The following is a 17,409-nucleotide window of genomic DNA, read 5'->3' on the forward strand; positions in this document are numbered from 1 at the left end:
TCGGCATCTACGCGCCCTCGACGACGGAAAAGCCCTCGAATTGCGGGTGGCCGAGATAGTGGACTTTCGTCGTGCCGACATTCCGGTGGGCGGCGCGGAAGTTCTCCGACTTGGTCCAGGCGACGAAATCATCGTGACTTGCCCACGCCGTGTGCGACGCGAACAGCGTGTAGCCCTCGGTCTCGTTGACCGGGCCGCGCAGCAGGTGAAATTCGCGAAAACCCTTCATCTCGGCCAGGCTGGAGTCGCGGTTCTTCCACATGGCTTCGAAGTTGCCCTCCGAGCCGGTCTGGACCTTGAAGCGGTTCATGGCGATGTACATGGGGTCCCTTTCACGCGGATGTTGATGGTTGCGCCGCAAGTTTGTCCCGGGCCTAGTCAAAACGGGCCGATGCCGACCTCGAACTCCAAGCTCGGGTTCGATGCCTGTGACGGAATTGGAGGGAAGGGAGCGGCCTTGCGCACGATGCCAAGCGCGGCCTCGTCGAAAGTCGGCGATCCTGAGCTTTCCAGAATGCGCAACTGGTCTATGTCGCCCTTCCTGCCTATGGCGAATGCCACAACCGCATTGTTACGCGCGGCCAGTTGCAGCGAAGGCGGGAGAGTACGATTGACGCTGCCGAGTTTTCGAAAGACGTTGCCGCGGTAGCTGTCTTCCGCGGCGCTGCCTTGGTCTTTTTGCCTTTTGCCCTTGCTGGCCGCTTCCGCCAGCCGGTCCTGGCCATCGGCCGTGCCGCTCCGTTCAGTCGCTGCTCCAGCAGTGGCAGGGGCAGCCGCCGGAGTTGGCCTTGCAACGGGGATCGGCGGTTGGTCCGGAACGGTGACAGGAATTTCGGTGGTTCCGGCCTGGGCGTTCGGCTGTGCCGGCGTTTCTGTCCTGGCAGCCACGCTCTGGTCATCCGGGCGCGGGGTTGCCGCCACCAGTATGTCCGGCGTGGCCACGGGCTGTTTGACCGGTTCCGCCGAGGGCTCCGAAGCCTGCTTCGCGGCGTCACGGGCAGGCTCGGGAGCGTGTGTCACCGGTTCCTGCGCGGGCTGTGAAGGTGCGGTCGGCGCCGGTCTGGCCGCCTTTGCCGGATGAGGCTTGGCCGTCGGCGGGGGCGGCACCAGCGTGACATTCATTGCCGCCGGGTCCTTGTCCAATGCACTGCCGGCGACCTTGTCACCTTTGTGATCGCCGCCTTCCGACTGCTCTGCCTCCCTGGAATCGAACTTGCCGGCGGACGAGATCAGAAAAGCCGCCGCCACGCCGGCATGGAGCAGGCAGGAGATGGCGATCGCAGCCTGCCACTTGCCGTTGCTGGCTTGCGGTCGTGCCTGGGCAAGTCGCTCTGCCGGCGCTATTGCCAACTCGCTGCCAGCGTCGGGGAGTGGATTGATTTCCTGCATGTCGCGGGCGCGAAATTGCAGCGATACGCGCAGACTTGTCAAATCAAGATCGGCTGCCTCAACCGGTAAGCAATCGAAGCCGGCCAGCGGCCCTGCCACGGTCTTTTCTTATGCGGTCCCACTTCAGACGCCGAAAGCGATGCCGGTCCTGGTGTCCGTCTTCAGCTTGCGCATGCAGGCAGTTGGTTCGACGCCCGTGCCAGCGCAATCCGTTCCGCTGTTGACCAGCACGCGGCTGACCTTGGTGCAGTCGGTGCCGGCCAGGTCAAAGCGTGTCACCTTGGTCTTGCCGTGCGGCAGGTCCTTGAAGTCGAGCACGGTCAGCCGGTCGACGATGCCGGCCTTGTTGAACAGAGCGATCTCGAACGCCGCCTTGGTCAGGTCGGCGCCGAGATTGTTGCTGACCAGGAAGGTCAGCCGGCAGCCCTTGCCGGAAGGCTGCGCGGCATTGAGTTCGAGGGTCAGGACCGGCGCGGACTGCTCAGCCCACGCCGGAATTGTCGTCAGCGACATCGCCAGCGTCGAGGTCAGCAAACGAAGGGATGCCGTCAAGGGCGTCATGGTCAGCCTCCAAAGCGCATGGTTGCCGCTAGCTTCAGCGTGATACCGGGTTCGTAGACCGCAACCGTGGTGCTGCCGTTCAGCGGATTGGCGTATTTGACGTCGAACAGATTGTCGGCGCGGAAATCGACTTTCAGATTGTCGGTCGCCTGATAGCTGGCGAAAGCATTGACCAGTGTGTAGTCCGTCGCGACGGCATTGCCCTTCGGCTTGCCGTTATACTGCACCTCACCGCCGACGGTCAGCTTGTCCTCGAGGAAACGCAGGCCAAGCTGAGCGGTGACCTGAGAGGAGGGGATAGTGGCGAGGTCGGCTTCCACACCCTTGTAGGAAATGGTGTGGCCATCCGTGATCGAGGCCGAGAGGCCGGCATAGCCCCATGCCGCGTCATAGACGCCCTCCAGCTCGAAGCCGTTGATCTTGGCCTTGGCGAAATTTTGATACTGGAAGCAGATCGGGATTCCGGGGCCAAAGGGGCAGCCACTGCCTGGAGCGAACGGCGACAGCGTTACGCCGTCGATATAGTCGTCGACATCGTTGTTGAAATAGGCTGCTTTCAGGCGCAAGGCGTCGCCCGGCTCGAAGATGTCGTTCTGCTTGTAGTTGACGCCGAACTCGGTCGTCTTGCCGGTTTCAGGCCGCAGATTTGGATTGGGCAGGAACGGGAAGCTGACGCCGGCGGGATGATTGCCGCTGATCAGCGTTTCCGTGATCGAGGGCGAGCGGTAGCCTTCCGCATAAGTGCCGTAGAATTGCAGGCCGGCAAGCCCGGCACTCTCGAACGGCGAGACACCGACGGTGACGCGCGGGGATAGCCTGTCGCCGGAAATATCATGCATGTCATCCTTCAGGCTGTAGCTGTCGTAGCGCAGGCCAGCGACGACTTCGAGCCAGTCCCAGGTGAGCTTGTCCTGGACGTAGGCGCCGGACACGTTGCGCTTGCCCGACGGCGTGTAGAAACTGTCGCCCCCGGCCGCGCCACCCGTCTTGACGTTGTCGCCGACCCAATCGCCGCCATAGGTCAGTTCATGCGCGATGCCGTTCGTTTCGAACCGTGACGTGTTCCAGATATCGATGCCGGTCGTGCCGACATCGAATGTCGACAGTGATCCTGCCGGCAGCACCACGGGAAGACCGGTCACCGGATCGAAGCGGTTCTGCGGCGCGAGACTGGTCAGGTCGAGATTTGTCTTGTTGTAGGACGTGTTGATGTGGAGATCGAGCCAGCTCTTGTCTTCGTCCGTGATGTTGTAGCGGGCCGTGAAGGTGTTCGACTTCAGGTCGACATCGTTGACCGGCACGCCGCCGCTGGTCTCGTCCCAGCCGTCGCTCGAACCGACCCAGCCGAGCTTGAGCTCACTGTTCTCGGTTGGCCGGATCGTCGTCTTGAGCAGGCCGCTCAGCACGTCGAAGCCGGTGCCGTTGACGGTGTCACCGTCGCCGTCCTTGTAGTTGTCGTAGTCGCGGTAAACGATGTTGCCCAACACGTCCCAGTTCTCATTGATGCGATAGGCACCGGTGGCGCTCGTGGTCCAGCCCTTGCCGTTGCTCTCGTAGCGTCCGGTGACGGAACCGGCCCACGTCTCGTCGGGCTTGAGGAAATCGACCGCATCCTTGGTGTCGAAGAAGACGACGCCGCCAATGGCGCCCGAGCCATAGGTGTTGGCGACAGGACCACGGATCACGTCGACGGATTTGACGAGCTCGGGATCGATATAGAAGGTCGACTGGGTGCCGTGGTCGGAACGCTGGAAATTCTGGCGCGCGCCATCGACGATCACCGCGACGCGGCCGAAATCCTGCAGGCCGCGGATGTTGATGCTGGTGCTGACGCGCCTGGCGTCGGCCTGCGCAGCGACGCCAGGCACACCGAAAAGCATCTCGTTCGGCGTTGTCGCCATGCGGCGATCGAGCTGTTCCTGGTCGACATGGCTGGCCGAGGCCAGCGACTGTATCGCCGTTTCGCCGGTGCGGCTGAGCACCAGGATCCTGTCGAGCAACGTAGCGCCCGCGGGGGCTGCCTTTTGCTGGTCAGTCTTCTTCGATTGATCCGTCTGCTCGCTCGCCGCCTGCGTCGCAGGTTGCGCGTGCGCCGATGGCGCGGATAGAGCGATCGCCGCCACGCTTGCGAGCAAAGCCGCCGCACCGTTCGCCGCCGACCGGCCGCGCCGTTCCCAACTTATCAACCCCATGCCCCAACTCCAAATCCCAGGTTCCATGCTGGCTGGCCCGGGGCTTGCTGGCATTTTGATCGTATCCGGCATCTTAAATGTTGACTCATTTAGTCCGGTATTGCACTGACTAGTAAACATGATTATTCAAGTCAAGAAATGAATCGGCAATTCGCAACGCCTAGCCAGATGCCCGGCACAGGAAAGGGATCGACCCAGATGAACACGCACAATCCCAACGAGTTTCGCTATCGCGTCCGCCGTTCCGACGATACCTCCACCCGTTTCGATCGGGTCTCGCTGGCGGTGCGGACGCTGTCCAGCAACACGCTGTTCCAGGGCGAGCACGAAATCGGCATCGAGCATCATGGCGCGCTCTACCGGCTGAAGATCACCCGCCAGGGCAAGCTCATTCTCAACAAGTAAGGCAAGGCATCAGAGGTAAAGACATGGACCAGCGCGTAAAACCCGCTCCGCATGAAATCCGGCGGGCCCGGACCGAGAATCCGAAAGCGCGCGAGCGTGACCTGGCCGCCCAGCTCGGCATTTCGGAGGCCGAGCTGGTGGCCGCCCATTGCGGCGACGGCGTCGTCCGCGTCGAACCGCGCGTCAACGACCTTCTGACCGGTCTCGAGGCCGTTGGCGAGGTGATGGCGCTGACCCGCAACGAAAGCGCCGTGCACGAGAAGATCGGCGTCTATGACAAGGTCGTCACCGGCAATCACAATGCCATGGTGCTCGGCGAGAACATCGACCTGCGCATTTTTCCGAAAATCTGGGCGCATGGCTTTGCCGTGGAGAAGCGCGACGGCGACGACATCCGCCGCAGCCTGCAGTTCTTCGATGCGGCCGGCGACGCGGTGCACAAGGTGCATCTGCGCCCGGCCTCCAGCCTCCATGCCTACCAGAAACTGGTCGCCTCGCTGGAATCGCCGAACCAGGAGCCGACGATCGACATTTCAGGGACGGTTCTCGATGAGGAAAGCGAGGCCGGGGCATCGACGGCGAGCCTGGACGACCTGCGTGACCGCTGGAGCCGGCTGACGGACGTGCACCAGTTCTTCGGCATGCTGAAGACGCTGAAGCTCAGCCGCCGCCAGGCGGTGCGCATGGTTGGCCAGGACTACGCCTGGCTGCTCGACAATGACGCGGTGCGCGCCATGTTCCATCACGCCGCCGAAAGCGAGATGCCGATCATGTGCTTCGTGGGCAACCGCGGCTGCATCCAGATCCACTCCGGGCCGATCAAATCGATCAAGCCCATGGGGCCGTGGATCAACGTGCTCGACGAGACCTTCCACCTGCATCTGCGCACCGACCACATCCATGAAGTCTGGGCGGTGCGCAAGCCGACCAAGGACGGCCATGTCACATCGCTCGAGGTCTATGCCGCCAATGGCGACATGATCATCCAGTTCTTCGGCAAGCGCCATGAAGGCGAAGGCGAGCGCGACGACTGGCGTTTTCTGGCCGAGCACCTGCCGCGCATCCCGAACCCGACGGCAGCCTGAGGAAAGTGTGATGCGTTTTGTTTCGAGACCGTCCGCCCTGCGCGGATCGAGGGTCGGTTATGCAATCGGCCTTTCCATGGCTGTCGCCGCGCTGCAACCAGTCGGCGCCACCGAAGGCGTTTCGGTGTTCGCCGATCCTTCGAAGATCGCCGCTATTGGCGGCTCCATCACCGAGATCGTCTATGCGCTTGGCGAGGAGAGACATTTGGTGGCGCGCGATTCCACCAGCCTCTATCCAAAGGCCGCGCTCGGCCTGCCTGATGTCGGTTACATGCGCCAGCTGTCGCCGGAAGGCGTCTTGTCGGTCAATCCGACGGGCATACTGGCATTGCACGGCAGCGGTCCCAGGGAAGCCGTCGACGTGCTGAAGAAGACGAGCATTCCGTTCATCGAAGTGCCCGAGCAGTACAACCGCGAAGGCATCCTCCAGAAGGTCCGCATTGTCGGCAAGGCGATCGGGGTCGAGGCCAAGGCAGAGGTGCTGGCCAGGGCACTCGATGCGAAACTCACAGCCGCCGAAAAGCGGACAGCCACGATCAAGGAGCGCAGGCGCGTGCTGTTCATTCTCTCGACGCAGGGTGGCAAGATCCTGGCGGCCGGCAGCGAAACCGCGGCCGACGGCATGGTCAAGCTGGCGGGCGGGGTCAATGCGGTGGAAGGCTTTTCCGGCTACAAGCAAATGTCGGACGAAGCGATCATCACCGCAAGGCCGGACGTGATCCTGATGATGAGCAATGCCGGGCCGCCGGTCTCGGACGACGAAGTGTTCGGCAATCCATCCATCGCCTCAACGCCGGCCGGAACGGCGCGCAAGCTGATCCGCATCGATGGCGCCTATCTACTCGGCTTCGGGCCGCGCACGGCCGACGCGATCCATGATCTCGCCGTTTCGCTTTATGGCGCACAGGTCACGGACTGAGCATCATGGCCGACCAGTCGATCGCAGGTCCGGCGAAGCCGATTAGGGCATCCGAAGGGGATCGTTCCGGCCGCGCCCGTGCCGTCATCCTTCTGCTGTGCCTGGGCTTGGCGATCGCCATCTTGCTTTCGCTCACATCCGGCGCATCGGATGCATCCGCCGTGACCGTCTTCAGGGATTGGCTCTTTGGCTCCGTCCCCGGCGATGCGGCGCTCAACGCCCGCGACAGCTTGATCGTCCATGACATCCGCATGCCACGCGTCATCCTCGGCATGTTGGTGGGTGCGGCGCTCGCGGTTTGTGGCGCCGTCATGCAAGGACTGTTCCGCAATCCGCTCGCCGAACCCGGTCTGATCGGCGTTTCCGCAGGATCCAGCCTTGGCGCGGTGGTCATCATCGTTCTTGGCGGGACCGTGCTGGCGCCGGTGACCGCCTTGCTCGGAACGCTGGCGCTGCCGCTTGCGGCGTTCGTCGGCGGTCTCGTCACCACATTGGCGCTCTATCACGTCGCCACGCGACGTGGACAAACCTCGGTCGCCACCATGCTGCTCGCGGGCATAGCCCTGGCGGCACTTGCCATGGCGCTGACCGGAATCCTCATATTCATGGCCGACGATCGCCAGCTGCGCGACCTGACCTTCTGGTCACTGGGATCGCTCGGCGGTGCGACATGGGCCAAGATAGCTTCCGTAGGACCCATAATCGTCCTGGCACTGGCGGCGATGCCGTTCCTGGCCCGCGGCCTTAACGCGCTGGCGCTGGGCGAAGCGACCGCCGGCCATCTCGGCATTCCGGTGCAGCGGCTGAAATACACTGCCATCATCGGCGTTTCGGCGGCGGTCGGCGCCTCCGTCGCCGTCAGCGGCGGCATCGGCTTCGTCGGCATCGTCGTGCCGCATCTGCTGCGACTGCTGATCGGACCCGACAATCGTTACCTGCTGCCGGCCTCGGGGCTGCTCGGCGCCTCCTCGTTGCTGCTTGCCGATGCGGTCGCCCGCACCATCGTGGCGCCGGCCGAGCTGCCGATCGGCATCGTCACCGCGATATCAGGCGCGCCGTTCTTCCTGTGGATATTGCTGCGCAGGCGCGGCGTGATCGATTTGTGAGGGCTGGAATGATCGAGGCGAGGAATGTTTCGGTCGATATCGCCGGCAAGAGAATTGTTGCCGGTGTCGATTTCGATGCGCGGCCGGGCGAGGTGGCGGCAATCGTCGGCCCCAATGGTTCGGGCAAGACGACCTTCCTGAGGGCATTGTCGGGGGACCTCGGCTATACCGGGAGTGTCGTCCTCAACGGCCGCGACCTCGCAGCGATGAAGCCGGTGGAGGTCGCCGTCCAGCGGGCTGTGTTGCCGCAGGCGACGACACTGTCGTTTCCTTTCACTGTGCGGGAGGTCGTCAGGCTTGGCCTGGTCGGTGGCCGTTCTGGCGCGCTGCCGGGCGAGGACGGACGCCTGCCGGAACGGGCGCTGGCGCGGGTCGATCTCGACGGCTTTGCCGGCCGCTTCTATCAGGAGCTTTCCGGTGGCGAGCAGCAGCGTGTCCAGCTTGCGCGCGTGCTGTGCCAGGTCTGGGCGCCGGTGCTCGACGGCAAGCCGCGCTATCTGTTCCTTGACGAGCCGGTGTCCAGCCTCGACATCAAGCACCAGCTGATCATCATGAACATCGCCCGCGACTTCGCCAGAAGGGGCGGGGGCGTGGTAGCGATCCTGCACGACCTCAATCTGACGGCCATGTACGCTGACCGCATCTTCGTGATGCATCGCGGCCGGCTGGCCGCCAGCGGCTTGCCCCGCGACGTGCTGAGTGACGACCTGATCGAGAAGGTGTTCGATTGCCGGCTCAAGGTCGGCGTGCTGCCGGCCGGCAACATGCCGTTCGTGCTCCCGCAATCGTCGGTCAGCTGATATTCAGCCGACACTGCACGATGCGGCAGGGATCAGGCCGCTGGGGCGCGGCGCTCCATCAGCATGTCGATGCCGAGCAGGGCGCGTACATTTGGCCTTGCCGCCACGAGGTCGGCGATCGTGTAGCGGGCAAGCACGGCGAAGAAGGCGTTGAGCGCTTCGCGCAATGCGGAGTTCAGCGCGCAGCTGTCGACCAGCGGGCATTCGGCGGCATCGTTCTCGAAGCACTCCGCCATGGCAAAACTTTCCTCGGTCACGCGCACGACGTCGAACAGGCTTATCGATTCGGCGGCACGGCCGAGCCGTACCCCTCCGTTCCGGCCGCGCACAGTCTCGACCATGCCATTCTCGACCAGAGGCTGCAGGATTTTGAACAGGAACAGTTCCGACACCGAATAGGCGGCCGCGATCTCCGGGATGCGGCTCAACCGGTCATTGTTGGCGGCGCAATACATCAGAATGCGCATGGCATAGTTGGTTTGGCGCGTAAGCCGCATCTCGTCCTCACTCGGCGCTGATATGATGCAACCACGCCAGATTCTAAACTTTGCTGGCGCGGCCTCGTCCGGAATCCGGATCGCTGCACTGGTCTCGGCGGAATATGGCCTATACCTTGGAATAATTCCAGACTAGCCGGGCATCATAGATGAATAAACTCGTCAACTTTATGTGCGCCGCCGGGCAAAAGCCGGGACAGACAAACCGGCTGCCACGGGCATTCCGGCGGCCGCGGCACTAGATAGGCCTAATAGACGAGGAGCGGCATGGCTCAATCGGACCAATCCCTGGCGCCAGTGCGGTTCGATGCCGACGCGGGCGCCAAGCTTTCCGCGTTGCGGCGGACAAAGTTCGTCGCCACGGCGGCATTGGCACTCTGCGTGGTGGTCTTTGCCTTGGCCAAGTCCTTCCAGAGCAGCTATCCATGGCTCGGCTTCGTCGCCGCCTTCGCCGAGGCGGCAACGATCGGCGGCCTTGCCGACTGGTACGCGGTGGTGGCGCTGTTCAAACGGCCGCTCGGGTTGCCCATCCCGCACACCGCCATCATCCCGGAAAACCAGGACCGTATCGCCGACAATCTCGGCCGTTTCATCGAGGCCAATTTCCTGGCGCCGGAACCGGTGCGTGAAAAACTCGCCGAGGTCGATTTTTCGGCGCTCGTGGCCGACTGGCTGGCCGATGCCGAACGCGCCGCCGGCCTGTCGCGCTTCGTCGTGCGGCTGGTGCCGCAGACGCTTGCCGCCGTCGAACAATCCGGTCTGCGCGGCTTCGTCACCAGCCGCATGCTCGAACAGATCGAAAAGGTGCCGCTGGCGCCACTTGCGGCCGAACTTCTGTCCGCGCTCACCGACGACCGCCGCCACCAGAAGCTGTTCGACGAGTTCATCAAGGTCATCGGCCGGTTCCTCAACGACGAACAGGCGCTGGCGACGATGCGCGACAAGATCCGCGAGGAACTCCCGTCGCTATTCAACCTGTTCCGGGCCGACGCCTATCTCCTGAAGAAGATCGTCGCTTCGGCTGGCTCCTTGCTGGACGAGGTGCGTGCCGATCCAGATCACCCGATGCGCGCCGAATTCGACCGCTTCGCGCAAAGTTTCGTCGAGCGGCTGCGCACGTCCAAGCAATATGCCAGGCGAGCGGAGAAAATGAAGCGCGACTTCCTCGCCAGACCCGAAATCAGGGCGCTAGCCGGCGACATGTGGGAGAGCCTCAGCCTGTTCATCGAGCAGGACGCCAAGGCGCCGAATTCGTTGATCAGGGAGCATCTGGCCAACATGTTCGTCGAAGTCGGCCGCCATCTTGCCGGAGACGCGCAGATCCGGGCCGACATGAACCAAGGATTCGTGGTGGCGCTCGCTTCTTTTGTCGAGAGCCAGAAGAGCGGTGTGTCGAAATTCATCGCCGACCAGGTCAAGCGCTGGGACCTTGCCCAACTGACACGCCTGATCGAGATGAACATTGGCAGGGACCTGCAATATATCCGCTTCAACGGCATGATCATCGGTGGGCTGGCGGGCATCGTGCTTTACACGATCGAGCTGCTGCTCCCGGTCAATTGATCCCTAGCGATCGCCTAGGCCCGTGTTCGAAATGGACACGAGGCGTTCGAGTGCTATTCTCCTCGATGAGGGCGTCCGCGATCGCGGCAAAGGGGAGATGACAATCATGGCCAGACAATCGGAATCCGATTCCTTCATGGAGATGTTCGGCAGGTTCGGCCGTGACCTGAAGGTGCCGAATGTGGATGTCGAAGCGATTCTTGCGCATCACCGCAAGAATCTCGAAGCTTTGGAGAGATCCGCGCGTGCCGGGGCGGCTGGGACGTCCTCGCTGTTGTCTAGGCAACGCGAAATGCTGCAGGACACGCTGCGCGAGATCGCCGACATGGCGCAGAGCTACCGCGCACCGGGCAATCCGCAGGAGTTGATGGCCAAGCAGACCGAGTTTGCTAGAAAATCCTTTGAGGCGGCGCTCAAGAACGCCGGTGAAGTGGCTGAGCTAGCCAGGAAATCAGGCACCGAATCGATCGACATCCTGCGCGCACGCATCAAGGAGGCGATGGAGGAGGTCCGCGCCGGTTACGGGCAGAAGTAGGTTCTCATGGGCTGTCGTTCCGCTCTCGGCCGGGCACACCCCGTTCCCGATACCGTAACCCTTCGCACAGTTGCATTAGCGCCACGCCATAAGCTCCCGGCAGTCTGAAAGGTCGGAAAAGTCCCAATTCGCCTGCCATCGCATGGCAAGACATGGCACGAGTGAGCGCGAATCCGCCGGAACGGATTTGCGAGGGACGAATTGACAGAGGCCGCCGGTTCGTGGTCCGGAAGCTTTGGAAGCGATCGGGAAAGCAGGCATGACGGAAGTACGGCCTAAAACGCCGCCAACCTACGAGCAGCTGAGAACGATGTCCGGACAGGAGCTCGGCGTCTCGGAATGGACCACGGTCGACCAGAACCGTATCAACCAGTTCGCCGAATGCACGGGCGACCATCAATGGATCCACGTCGATCCTGAACGGGCGCGGCGGCAAAGCCCGTTCCGCACCACGATCGCGCATGGCTATCTGACACTGTCGATCATCGGCGCGCTGGCCCTCGAAATGGGGATCGTGCCCGAGAATACGCAGGCCGCCTTCAACTATGGTTTCGACAAGGTGCGTTTCCTGGCGCCGGTCAAGGTCGGCGCACGCATTCGCTTGCGCACGAAGCTGCTTTCCATGGAAGACAAAGGCCCGGGCCAGTATCTGATGAAGGCAGCCAACACGGTCGAGATCGAAGGCGAGGAAAAGCCGGCGCTGATGGCTGAAACACTCGTCATGCTCTACGAGCGCCGCAAACGGGCAGGGGCCTGAACGGCGCCCGCTAGGCTCCTTGCGTCAATTCCTTCAGCTGTTCTTGTGCGGCAAGGAATAGGCCCAGATCTGTGTATGGCATTTCGGAAAAGGCATGATTGAGCATCCGCGCAAATGGTGAGATTTGGCGGCGTTCTGCCGTTTCATGGATGGTCTGATTTGATGGGGCAGAAGGCCGCGACAACGAGGTGTTGTCGCGGCTTATTTGTCTGCTGACTTGGTGGTTCCCATATCAGCGAGTCATCGCCGTTTCGAGCGCCTTGAAAATCCGCTCGTCCGCGCACTGGGCGACGTTGAAGCGCAGGAAGCGGCTGGCGGACTGCGACAGGCTGAACGCATTGCCGGGCGCCAGCACGATGTTGTCGGCGAGCGCACTGCGGGCGATTTCGGCCGCGTCCACGCCTTCCGGCAGGGTGCACCACAGGAACAGCCCAGCCGGCTGCTCGATCCAGGGCGTGATGCCGATCGCCTTCAGCCGGGCGCTGGTCTCGCCCATGGCCCGCGAAAGGCGGGCGCGCAGCAAATCCATGTGCTTTCGGTAGCTGCCGTCCTTCAGCAGCGTCAGCACAAGTTCGGCCGCCAGCCGTCCGCCGCCGAACGTCGTGGCGATCTTGAGGTCGGTCAGGCCCTCGATCCAGTCACGGGGCGCGGCGATGAAACCGCAGCGGACCGACGCCGACAGCGTCTTGGAGAAACTGCCGATCTGGACGACGCGACTAAGGCCGTCGAACGCCGCTAGCCTTGGGGCGGGAATGTGCTCGAAATCGGCGAAGATATCATCCTCGACGATGGTCAGATCCGACTGGTCGGCCAGTTTGAGCAAACGATGGGCCGTCACCGGAGACAGGATCGCGCCGGTCGGGTTGTGGATGGCCGAGTTGGTGATGTAGAGGCGCGGCCGGTGTTCGGCCAGCGCCTGGGCGAACAGCTCGATGTCCGGCCCCGACGGCGTGTAGGGCACGCTGACGACCTTGGCGCGGTGGGCGCGCAGCAGAGCATGGAAGTTGAAGTAGCAGGGATCGTCGACCAGCACGGTGTCGCCGGGCTCGATCAGGAACCGGCACAAGAGGTCGATGGCCTGGGTGCCCGATTCCGTCAGCATGATCTGGTCGGGGGAGGCTTCGATGCCGTGCCCGGCCATGCGCCGCGCCAGCAATTGCCGCAGCGGCGGCAGCCCGAGCGGCGTGCCGTAATCTGCGAGCGCGACATCGTCGGCACGCGCGACAGTGCGCAATGCCCGGCGCAGCCCGGCCTGTGGCATCCATGAAGCCGGCAACCAGCCGCAGCCGGGTTTCAGGACCTCGTCGCCAGCCTCCAGGGACTGGCGCGAGACCCAGAGCGGATCGACGGCACGGTCGAGCCGGGGACCGATCTCGGCGAGCGACAGCGGTGCCAGCGACCCGGCGGCATAGAAACCGGAACCGGGCCGCGAACGGATCGCGCCTTCGGCGGCAAGCCGTTCGTAGGCCTCGACCACGGTGGATTTCGACACCTGCATGGATTTGGCGAAAGCGCGGATCGAGGGCAGCCTTGCTCCAGGCGTCAGGCTGCGCGCGGCAATCCGCTGCCGGATGGCGGCCATGACTCCTTCGACGAGAGTTCCGGCGCTGTCGAGCCTGACTGCTTCGTCCATCTGTACCTTCCAGAAAACCATGACAGTTTTATCGAATTGTACTGCATTGTCTCTGGTGGCGCCATAGCCGCGGGCCCCATAGAGGGGCGAAACAAACGGAGCCTGCGATGGACAAGACGGCGAGCGGCTGGGTGAGCGGATTTATCGGCGTGCTGATTTTCAGCGGTTCGTTGCCGGCGACGCGCGTGGCGGTGATGGATCTCGACCCGATATTCCTGACGTCGGCCCGCGCGGTCATTGCCGGCCTGCTCGGTCTCGCGCTGCTGCTTGTGTTCCGCGAGAAGCGCCCCGAGCGTCATGACTTGCTGTCGCTCGTCATCGTTGCGCTTGGCGTGGTCGTCGGCTTTCCCTTGCTGACGGCATTGGCGCTGAAGCATGTCACCTCGGCCCACTCCATCATCTTCGTCGGCCTGCTGCCGCTGGCGACCGCGATCTTCGGCGTGCTGCGCGGCGGTGAACGGCCCCGGCCGGCCTTCTGGCTGTTCTCATGCCTGGGCAGTGCGCTGGTGGCGGGCTTCGCGCTTGCGCAAGGCGTGACGGCTTCGCCGGTTGGCGATGGGCTGATGCTTGCGGCCATCGTCGCCTGCGGCCTTGGCTATGCCGAGGGTGCCGCGCTGTCGCGCAAGCTCGGGGGCTGGCAAGTGATCTGCTGGGCGCTGGTGCTGTCCCTGCCGGTCATGCTGGTGCTGACCTTTGCGACCCTGCCGCCATCCTTCGCCAGCGTCGGCTCCAATGCCTGGATTGGTCTTGGCTATGTCTCGCTGTTCAGCATGCTGATCGGCTTCGTGTTCTGGTATCGCGGCCTGGCGCAAGGCGGCATTGCGGCGGTGGGGCAGTTGCAGCTTCTGCAACCGTTCTTCGGGCTCGCACTGGCGGCGACGCTGCTGCATGAACAGGTCAGCCCGATGATGATCGTCGTTACGCTCGGCGTGGTGCTTTGCGTTTTCGGCGCGAAGAAGTTTGCCAAGCAGGATTTGCCGCGTCGTGCGGCTGCATAGCGATGCCGACCCTCACGAGAACTTCGTCACCACCCCAATGCCGATACCCTCGAATCCGCCCATCGCCATCAAGGCCGCTGGCGCTTCGTCGAGGCTGATCTTCTTGCCGACCAGCAGTTCGGGTTTGAGCTTGCCGTGGCGGATCATCTCCATCATCGCGGGGTAGCGATAGGCCTGCATGCCGTGACTGCCGAGGATTTCGAGTTCGAAGGCGATCACCTTGTCCATCGGCACCTGCGGGCGGGCGTGTTCGCCCAGCATCAAGCCGACCTGCACGTGACGGCCGCGCCGGCGCAGATTGGCGATCGAGTTGAAGGACGTCGTCGGATGGCCGAGCGCGTCCATCGACATGTGAGCGCCACCATTGGTGATCTGCTTGACGGCCTTGACGACATTCGGCGTCGTCGAAGCGTTGATGGTCGCCACGGCGCCGATCTGTTTGGCGAAGTCCAGCTTTTCCTCGGTGAGGTCGATGGCGATGACGTTGGCGCCCATCGAACTGGCGATCATGATTGCCGACAGGCCGACGCCGCCGCAGCCATGCACCGCCACCCATTCGCCGGGCTTTACCCGGCCCTGATCGACAATGGCGCGGAACGATGTGACGAAACGGCAGCCGAGGCTGGCGGCGGTGGCGAATTCCATTTCGTCGGGCAGGCGCACGAGATTGGTATCGGCGTGTTCGATAGCGACATATTCGGCGAATGAGCCCCAGGCGTTGAAGCCAGGCTGGGACTGGTGTTCGCAGACCTGGTGATTGCCTGATGTGCATTCGAAGCAGTGGCCGCAGCCGACGGCAAACGGCACGGTGACGCGTTCGCCCGCCTTCCAGCGGGTGACGTGCTTGCCGGCGGCAACCACGACGCCGGCCAGTTCGTGGCCCGGCACATGCGGCAGGCGGATATCGGCGTCATGGCCCATCCAGCCGTGCCAGTCGCTGCGGCAAAGCCCGGTCGCCTCGACCTTGATGACGACGCCATCGGCCGCCGGCTTGGGGTCTGGCACGGTCTGGATCGTCGGCGCTTCGCCGAATTTCTCGAAGACGACGGCTTTCATCGTTCATTCCACCCTTGAGACGACACTCACTGTGGAAACGATAGCCGATTCCCTGTTCGGTCAAGCGGAAATCGACTCCGCCAGGCTGGCCAGTCCGCGGACCCTGCGGTCAGCTGTTTTCCTGGTTGCGGAAATCGGCAAGCCGGGTGTCACCGGGGGCAAGCAGGCGGCCGTCTTCTGCGTGCACTTCAAGACGCCTTATCGGCCGGCCACTCTCCGTGTCGACCATGAAGGTGTAGGGCTCGCCCGGACCGGAGAAATAGGTCTCGCCCCATTGCCGCAATGCGATCAGCACGTAGAACAGGCCGCGTCCTTTTTGCGTCAGCACATATTCATGATGCGCGCTGCCGTCGGGGGCCGGGACGGTTTCGAGGATGCCGTGCGTAACCAGATTTCGGAGCCGCGCCGACAGGATGTTCTTGGCAACGCCCAGGCTCTTTTGGAACTCGCCGAAGCGTCGCAACCCGTCGAACGCGTCGCGCACGATGAGCAGCGACCACCAGTCGCCGATCGCATCCAGCGGTCGCGCGATCAGGCAATCCGCACTCTGGTGGCTCGTTCGTTTCACCATGGCTTTCGTTGGTCCAGATTGTTCATTTTGGTTGCAAGATAAAACTGTTTTGTTTATCCCACAAGTGGTTTCAAATTGAAACCTTTTCTGGAGAGCCTCATGAATATACAGGTGGTGAACGGCGCGGCAGCGAAGGCGGCGCAGCCCGAAGAGCCGAGGCAAGTCACACCGGGATTGTCCGCAATGACCGCGCTGGTCTTCGCCATCGCCTGTGGCCTGAGCGTCGCCAATGTCTATTTCGCCCATCCGCTGCTCGACGCCATGGCGCATGATTTTGCCATTGCGCCGGCCTCGATCGGCATCGTGGTGACGGTCACGCAGGTCGGCTATGCGCTTGGCCTGTTCTTCATCGTGCCGCTGGGCGACCTGTTCGATCGCCGCAAGCTGATTGCCGGCCAGGCGATCCTTTCGGCCGTGGCGCTGATAGCCGTTGGACTTGCACCGAACGCGGCGATGCTGCTGGCGAGCCTCGCGGCGGTCGGGCTGCTTGCCGTGATGGTGCAGGTACTGGTTGCCTACGCGGCCGACCTCGCCGCGCCGTCGCAACGGGGGCGGGCGGTCGGCACCGTCACCAGCGGCGTCATAACAGGCATCCTGCTTGCCCGCTTCGTCGCCGGCGTCGTCGCCGATCTCGCCGGCTGGCGCTGGGTCTATCTTGTCTCGGCCGGCCTTACACTTGTCATGGCGGTTGTTCTCCACACCATCCTGCCGCGCCATGAGGCAGAGCGGCCGCGCACGTCCTACATCAGGCTGTTGGGCTCGATGGTGCTGCTGTTCGTGCGGGAACCGCTGCTGCGCGTGCGCGCGGTGCTCGCCTTGCTGATCTTCGCCAGCTTCAACGTGCTGTGGGCACCGCTGGTGCTGCCGCTCAGCGCGCCGCCATTTTCACTGCCGCACACCGCGATCGGGCTGTTCGGCCTTGCCGGTGTCGCCGGCGCGCTGGGGGCGCGATGGACCGGTGGTCTGGTGGATCGCGGGCATGGTCAACTGGTCACTGGCCTCAGCCTGCTTATGATGGCGGCGGCCTGGCTGCCTATCGCCTTCATGGGCATGTCACTATGGTTGCTTTGGTTGCTTGTCGCCGGCATCGTCATGCTGGATCTGGCAATCCAGGCCGTCCACGTCATCAATCAGAGCCTGATTTTCTCCCGTCGGCCGGATGCGCGCAGCCGGCTGGTCGGCGGCTACATGATCTTCTACTCGGTCGGCAGTGCGCTCGGCTCGATCGCCTCGACCATGGCCTATGCCGCGGCCGGCTGGAGCGGTGTTTCGTTGCTCGGCGCCGGCATCGGCTTGACGGCGCTATTGTTCTGGGCGCTGACGCTGCGCGTTGGCCGGTGAG

At 63.3% G+C, this 17,409-nt stretch carries 18 protein-coding genes; 10 read left to right on the plus strand and 8 right to left on the minus strand.

Annotated features, from left to right (window positions below):
• Positions 1-7 precede the first annotated feature (7 nt).
• From FJ954_RS08670 to FJ954_RS08685, 4 genes are all read right to left on the minus strand, one after another.
• Positions 8-322: an antibiotic biosynthesis monooxygenase gene (locus FJ954_RS08670; protein ID WP_015317479.1), complete on the minus strand. Its 315-nt coding sequence runs from the start codon at positions 320-322 to the stop codon at positions 8-10.
• A gap of 56 nt (positions 323-378) precedes the next feature.
• The gene (locus tag FJ954_RS08675) at positions 379-1,431 is read right to left on the minus strand and encodes a TonB family protein (protein ID WP_318012989.1); all 1,053 of its coding nucleotides are present in this window, start codon (positions 1,429-1,431) and stop codon (positions 379-381) included.
• An 81-nt stretch (positions 1,432-1,512) separates the two neighbouring features.
• Positions 1,513-1,950, minus strand: a complete 438-nt coding sequence (locus FJ954_RS08680; RefSeq protein WP_015317481.1) for a hypothetical protein — start codon at positions 1,948-1,950, stop codon at positions 1,513-1,515.
• A 2-nt stretch (positions 1,951-1,952) separates the two neighbouring features.
• Complete coding sequence (locus FJ954_RS08685; protein ID WP_140661084.1) at positions 1,953-4,142, minus strand: TonB-dependent hemoglobin/transferrin/lactoferrin family receptor; 2,190 nt, start codon at positions 4,140-4,142, stop codon at positions 1,953-1,955.
• A 198-nt stretch (positions 4,143-4,340) separates the two neighbouring features.
• Here FJ954_RS08685 and hemP point away from each other — a divergent pair, with 198 nt between their 5' ends.
• Genes hemP through FJ954_RS08710 form a run of 5 tightly spaced genes read left to right on the plus strand, consistent with a single transcriptional unit; the run spans position 4,341 to position 8,457 of the window.
• A complete protein-coding gene (gene hemP, locus FJ954_RS08690; protein ID WP_015317483.1) occupies positions 4,341-4,547 on the plus strand; it encodes a hemin uptake protein HemP in 207 nt (68 codons plus the stop codon).
• Between the two features lie 23 nt (positions 4,548-4,570).
• A complete protein-coding gene (locus FJ954_RS08695) occupies positions 4,571-5,632 on the plus strand; it encodes a hemin-degrading factor (protein WP_140661085.1) in 1,062 nt (353 codons plus the stop codon).
• 10 nt (positions 5,633-5,642) lie between these two features.
• On the plus strand, positions 5,643-6,551 hold the full coding sequence (locus FJ954_RS08700) for a hemin ABC transporter substrate-binding protein (protein WP_140661086.1): 909 nt from the start codon (positions 5,643-5,645) through the stop codon (positions 6,549-6,551).
• A gap of 5 nt (positions 6,552-6,556) precedes the next feature.
• Positions 6,557-7,657 carry an iron ABC transporter permease gene (locus FJ954_RS08705; protein ID WP_140661087.1) on the plus strand — a complete coding sequence of 367 codons (1,101 nt, stop codon included), beginning with the start codon at positions 6,557-6,559 and terminating at the stop codon, positions 7,655-7,657.
• Between the two features lie 8 nt (positions 7,658-7,665).
• Positions 7,666-8,457: a heme ABC transporter ATP-binding protein gene (locus FJ954_RS08710; RefSeq protein WP_140661088.1), complete on the plus strand. Its 792-nt coding sequence runs from the start codon at positions 7,666-7,668 to the stop codon at positions 8,455-8,457.
• Positions 8,458-8,489: 32 nt separating this feature from the next.
• Here the strand turns inward: FJ954_RS08710 and rirA are convergent, their stop codons facing one another.
• The gene (rirA, locus tag FJ954_RS08715) at positions 8,490-8,954 is read right to left on the minus strand and encodes an iron-responsive transcriptional regulator RirA (RefSeq protein WP_015317488.1); all 465 of its coding nucleotides are present in this window, start codon (positions 8,952-8,954) and stop codon (positions 8,490-8,492) included.
• Positions 8,955-9,221: 267 nt separating this feature from the next.
• Between rirA and FJ954_RS08720 the strand changes: the two genes are divergently transcribed.
• The 3 genes from FJ954_RS08720 (at position 9,222) to FJ954_RS08730 (ending at position 11,809) form a co-directional block, all read left to right on the plus strand.
• Positions 9,222-10,517: a DUF445 domain-containing protein gene (locus FJ954_RS08720; RefSeq protein ID WP_140661089.1), complete on the plus strand. Its 1,296-nt coding sequence runs from the start codon at positions 9,222-9,224 to the stop codon at positions 10,515-10,517.
• A 106-nt stretch (positions 10,518-10,623) separates the two neighbouring features.
• Entirely contained in the window at positions 10,624-11,052 is a 429-nt protein-coding gene (locus FJ954_RS08725; protein ID WP_140661090.1) for a phasin family protein, read from the plus strand.
• A gap of 259 nt (positions 11,053-11,311) precedes the next feature.
• The gene (locus FJ954_RS08730; protein WP_015317491.1) at positions 11,312-11,809 is read left to right on the plus strand and encodes a MaoC family dehydratase; all 498 of its coding nucleotides are present in this window, start codon (positions 11,312-11,314) and stop codon (positions 11,807-11,809) included.
• Between the two features lie 232 nt (positions 11,810-12,041).
• Here FJ954_RS08730 and FJ954_RS08735 read toward each other — a convergent pair whose 3' ends face one another.
• The gene (locus tag FJ954_RS08735) at positions 12,042-13,442 is read right to left on the minus strand and encodes a PLP-dependent aminotransferase family protein (RefSeq protein WP_140661091.1); all 1,401 of its coding nucleotides are present in this window, start codon (positions 13,440-13,442) and stop codon (positions 12,042-12,044) included.
• A gap of 107 nt (positions 13,443-13,549) precedes the next feature.
• Here FJ954_RS08735 and FJ954_RS08740 point away from each other — a divergent pair, with 107 nt between their 5' ends.
• The gene (locus FJ954_RS08740) at positions 13,550-14,440 is read left to right on the plus strand and encodes a DMT family transporter (RefSeq protein ID WP_140661092.1); all 891 of its coding nucleotides are present in this window, start codon (positions 13,550-13,552) and stop codon (positions 14,438-14,440) included.
• A 12-nt stretch (positions 14,441-14,452) separates the two neighbouring features.
• Here the strand turns inward: FJ954_RS08740 and FJ954_RS08745 are convergent, their stop codons facing one another.
• Complete coding sequence (locus tag FJ954_RS08745) at positions 14,453-15,496, minus strand: zinc-dependent alcohol dehydrogenase family protein (protein ID WP_140661093.1); 1,044 nt, start codon at positions 15,494-15,496, stop codon at positions 14,453-14,455.
• Between the two features lie 109 nt (positions 15,497-15,605).
• Positions 15,606-16,067, minus strand: coding sequence for a helix-turn-helix domain-containing protein (locus FJ954_RS08750; RefSeq protein WP_015317495.1), 462 nt, complete (start codon positions 16,065-16,067; stop codon positions 15,606-15,608).
• Between the two features lie 99 nt (positions 16,068-16,166).
• Here FJ954_RS08750 and FJ954_RS08755 point away from each other — a divergent pair, with 99 nt between their 5' ends.
• Positions 16,167-17,408, plus strand: a complete 1,242-nt coding sequence (locus FJ954_RS08755) for an MFS transporter (protein WP_140661094.1) — start codon at positions 16,167-16,169, stop codon at positions 17,406-17,408.
• Position 17,409: the final 1 nt, after the last annotated feature.

Origin of the sequence: Mesorhizobium sp. B2-3-15 (genome assembly GCF_006442875.1) — a bacterium.
Lineage (GTDB): Bacteria > Pseudomonadota > Alphaproteobacteria > Rhizobiales > Rhizobiaceae > Mesorhizobium > Mesorhizobium australicum.

Bases quoted from the DNA above. Each gene is read 5' to 3' on its own strand.
- FJ954_RS08750 (WP_015317495.1), bottom strand. From the start codon at position 16,067: ATGGTGAAACGAACGAGCCACCAGAGTGCGGATTGCCTGATCGCGCGA.
- rirA (WP_015317488.1), bottom strand. From the start codon at position 8,954: ATGCGGCTTACGCGCCAAACCAACTATGCCATGCGCATTCTGATGTAT.
- FJ954_RS08745 (WP_140661093.1), bottom strand. From the start codon at position 15,496: ATGAAAGCCGTCGTCTTCGAGAAATTCGGCGAAGCGCCGACGATCCAG.
- FJ954_RS08670 (WP_015317479.1), bottom strand. From the start codon at position 322: ATGTACATCGCCATGAACCGCTTCAAGGTCCAGACCGGCTCGGAGGGC.
- FJ954_RS08700 (WP_140661086.1), top strand. From the start codon at position 5,643: ATGCGTTTTGTTTCGAGACCGTCCGCCCTGCGCGGATCGAGGGTCGGT.
- FJ954_RS08685 (WP_140661084.1), bottom strand. From the start codon at position 4,142: ATGGGGTTGATAAGTTGGGAACGGCGCGGCCGGTCGGCGGCGAACGGT.
- FJ954_RS08735 (WP_140661091.1), bottom strand. From the start codon at position 13,442: ATGGACGAAGCAGTCAGGCTCGACAGCGCCGGAACTCTCGTCGAAGGA.
- hemP (WP_015317483.1), top strand. From the start codon at position 4,341: ATGAACACGCACAATCCCAACGAGTTTCGCTATCGCGTCCGCCGTTCC.
- FJ954_RS08695 (WP_140661085.1), top strand. From the start codon at position 4,571: ATGGACCAGCGCGTAAAACCCGCTCCGCATGAAATCCGGCGGGCCCGG.
- FJ954_RS08755 (WP_140661094.1), top strand. From the start codon at position 16,167: ATGAATATACAGGTGGTGAACGGCGCGGCAGCGAAGGCGGCGCAGCCC.
- FJ954_RS08680 (WP_015317481.1), bottom strand. From the start codon at position 1,950: ATGACGCCCTTGACGGCATCCCTTCGTTTGCTGACCTCGACGCTGGCG.
- FJ954_RS08740 (WP_140661092.1), top strand. From the start codon at position 13,550: ATGGACAAGACGGCGAGCGGCTGGGTGAGCGGATTTATCGGCGTGCTG.
- FJ954_RS08710 (WP_140661088.1), top strand. From the start codon at position 7,666: ATGATCGAGGCGAGGAATGTTTCGGTCGATATCGCCGGCAAGAGAATT.
- FJ954_RS08725 (WP_140661090.1), top strand. From the start codon at position 10,624: ATGGCCAGACAATCGGAATCCGATTCCTTCATGGAGATGTTCGGCAGG.
- FJ954_RS08720 (WP_140661089.1), top strand. From the start codon at position 9,222: ATGGCTCAATCGGACCAATCCCTGGCGCCAGTGCGGTTCGATGCCGAC.
- FJ954_RS08705 (WP_140661087.1), top strand. From the start codon at position 6,557: ATGGCCGACCAGTCGATCGCAGGTCCGGCGAAGCCGATTAGGGCATCC.
- FJ954_RS08730 (WP_015317491.1), top strand. From the start codon at position 11,312: ATGACGGAAGTACGGCCTAAAACGCCGCCAACCTACGAGCAGCTGAGA.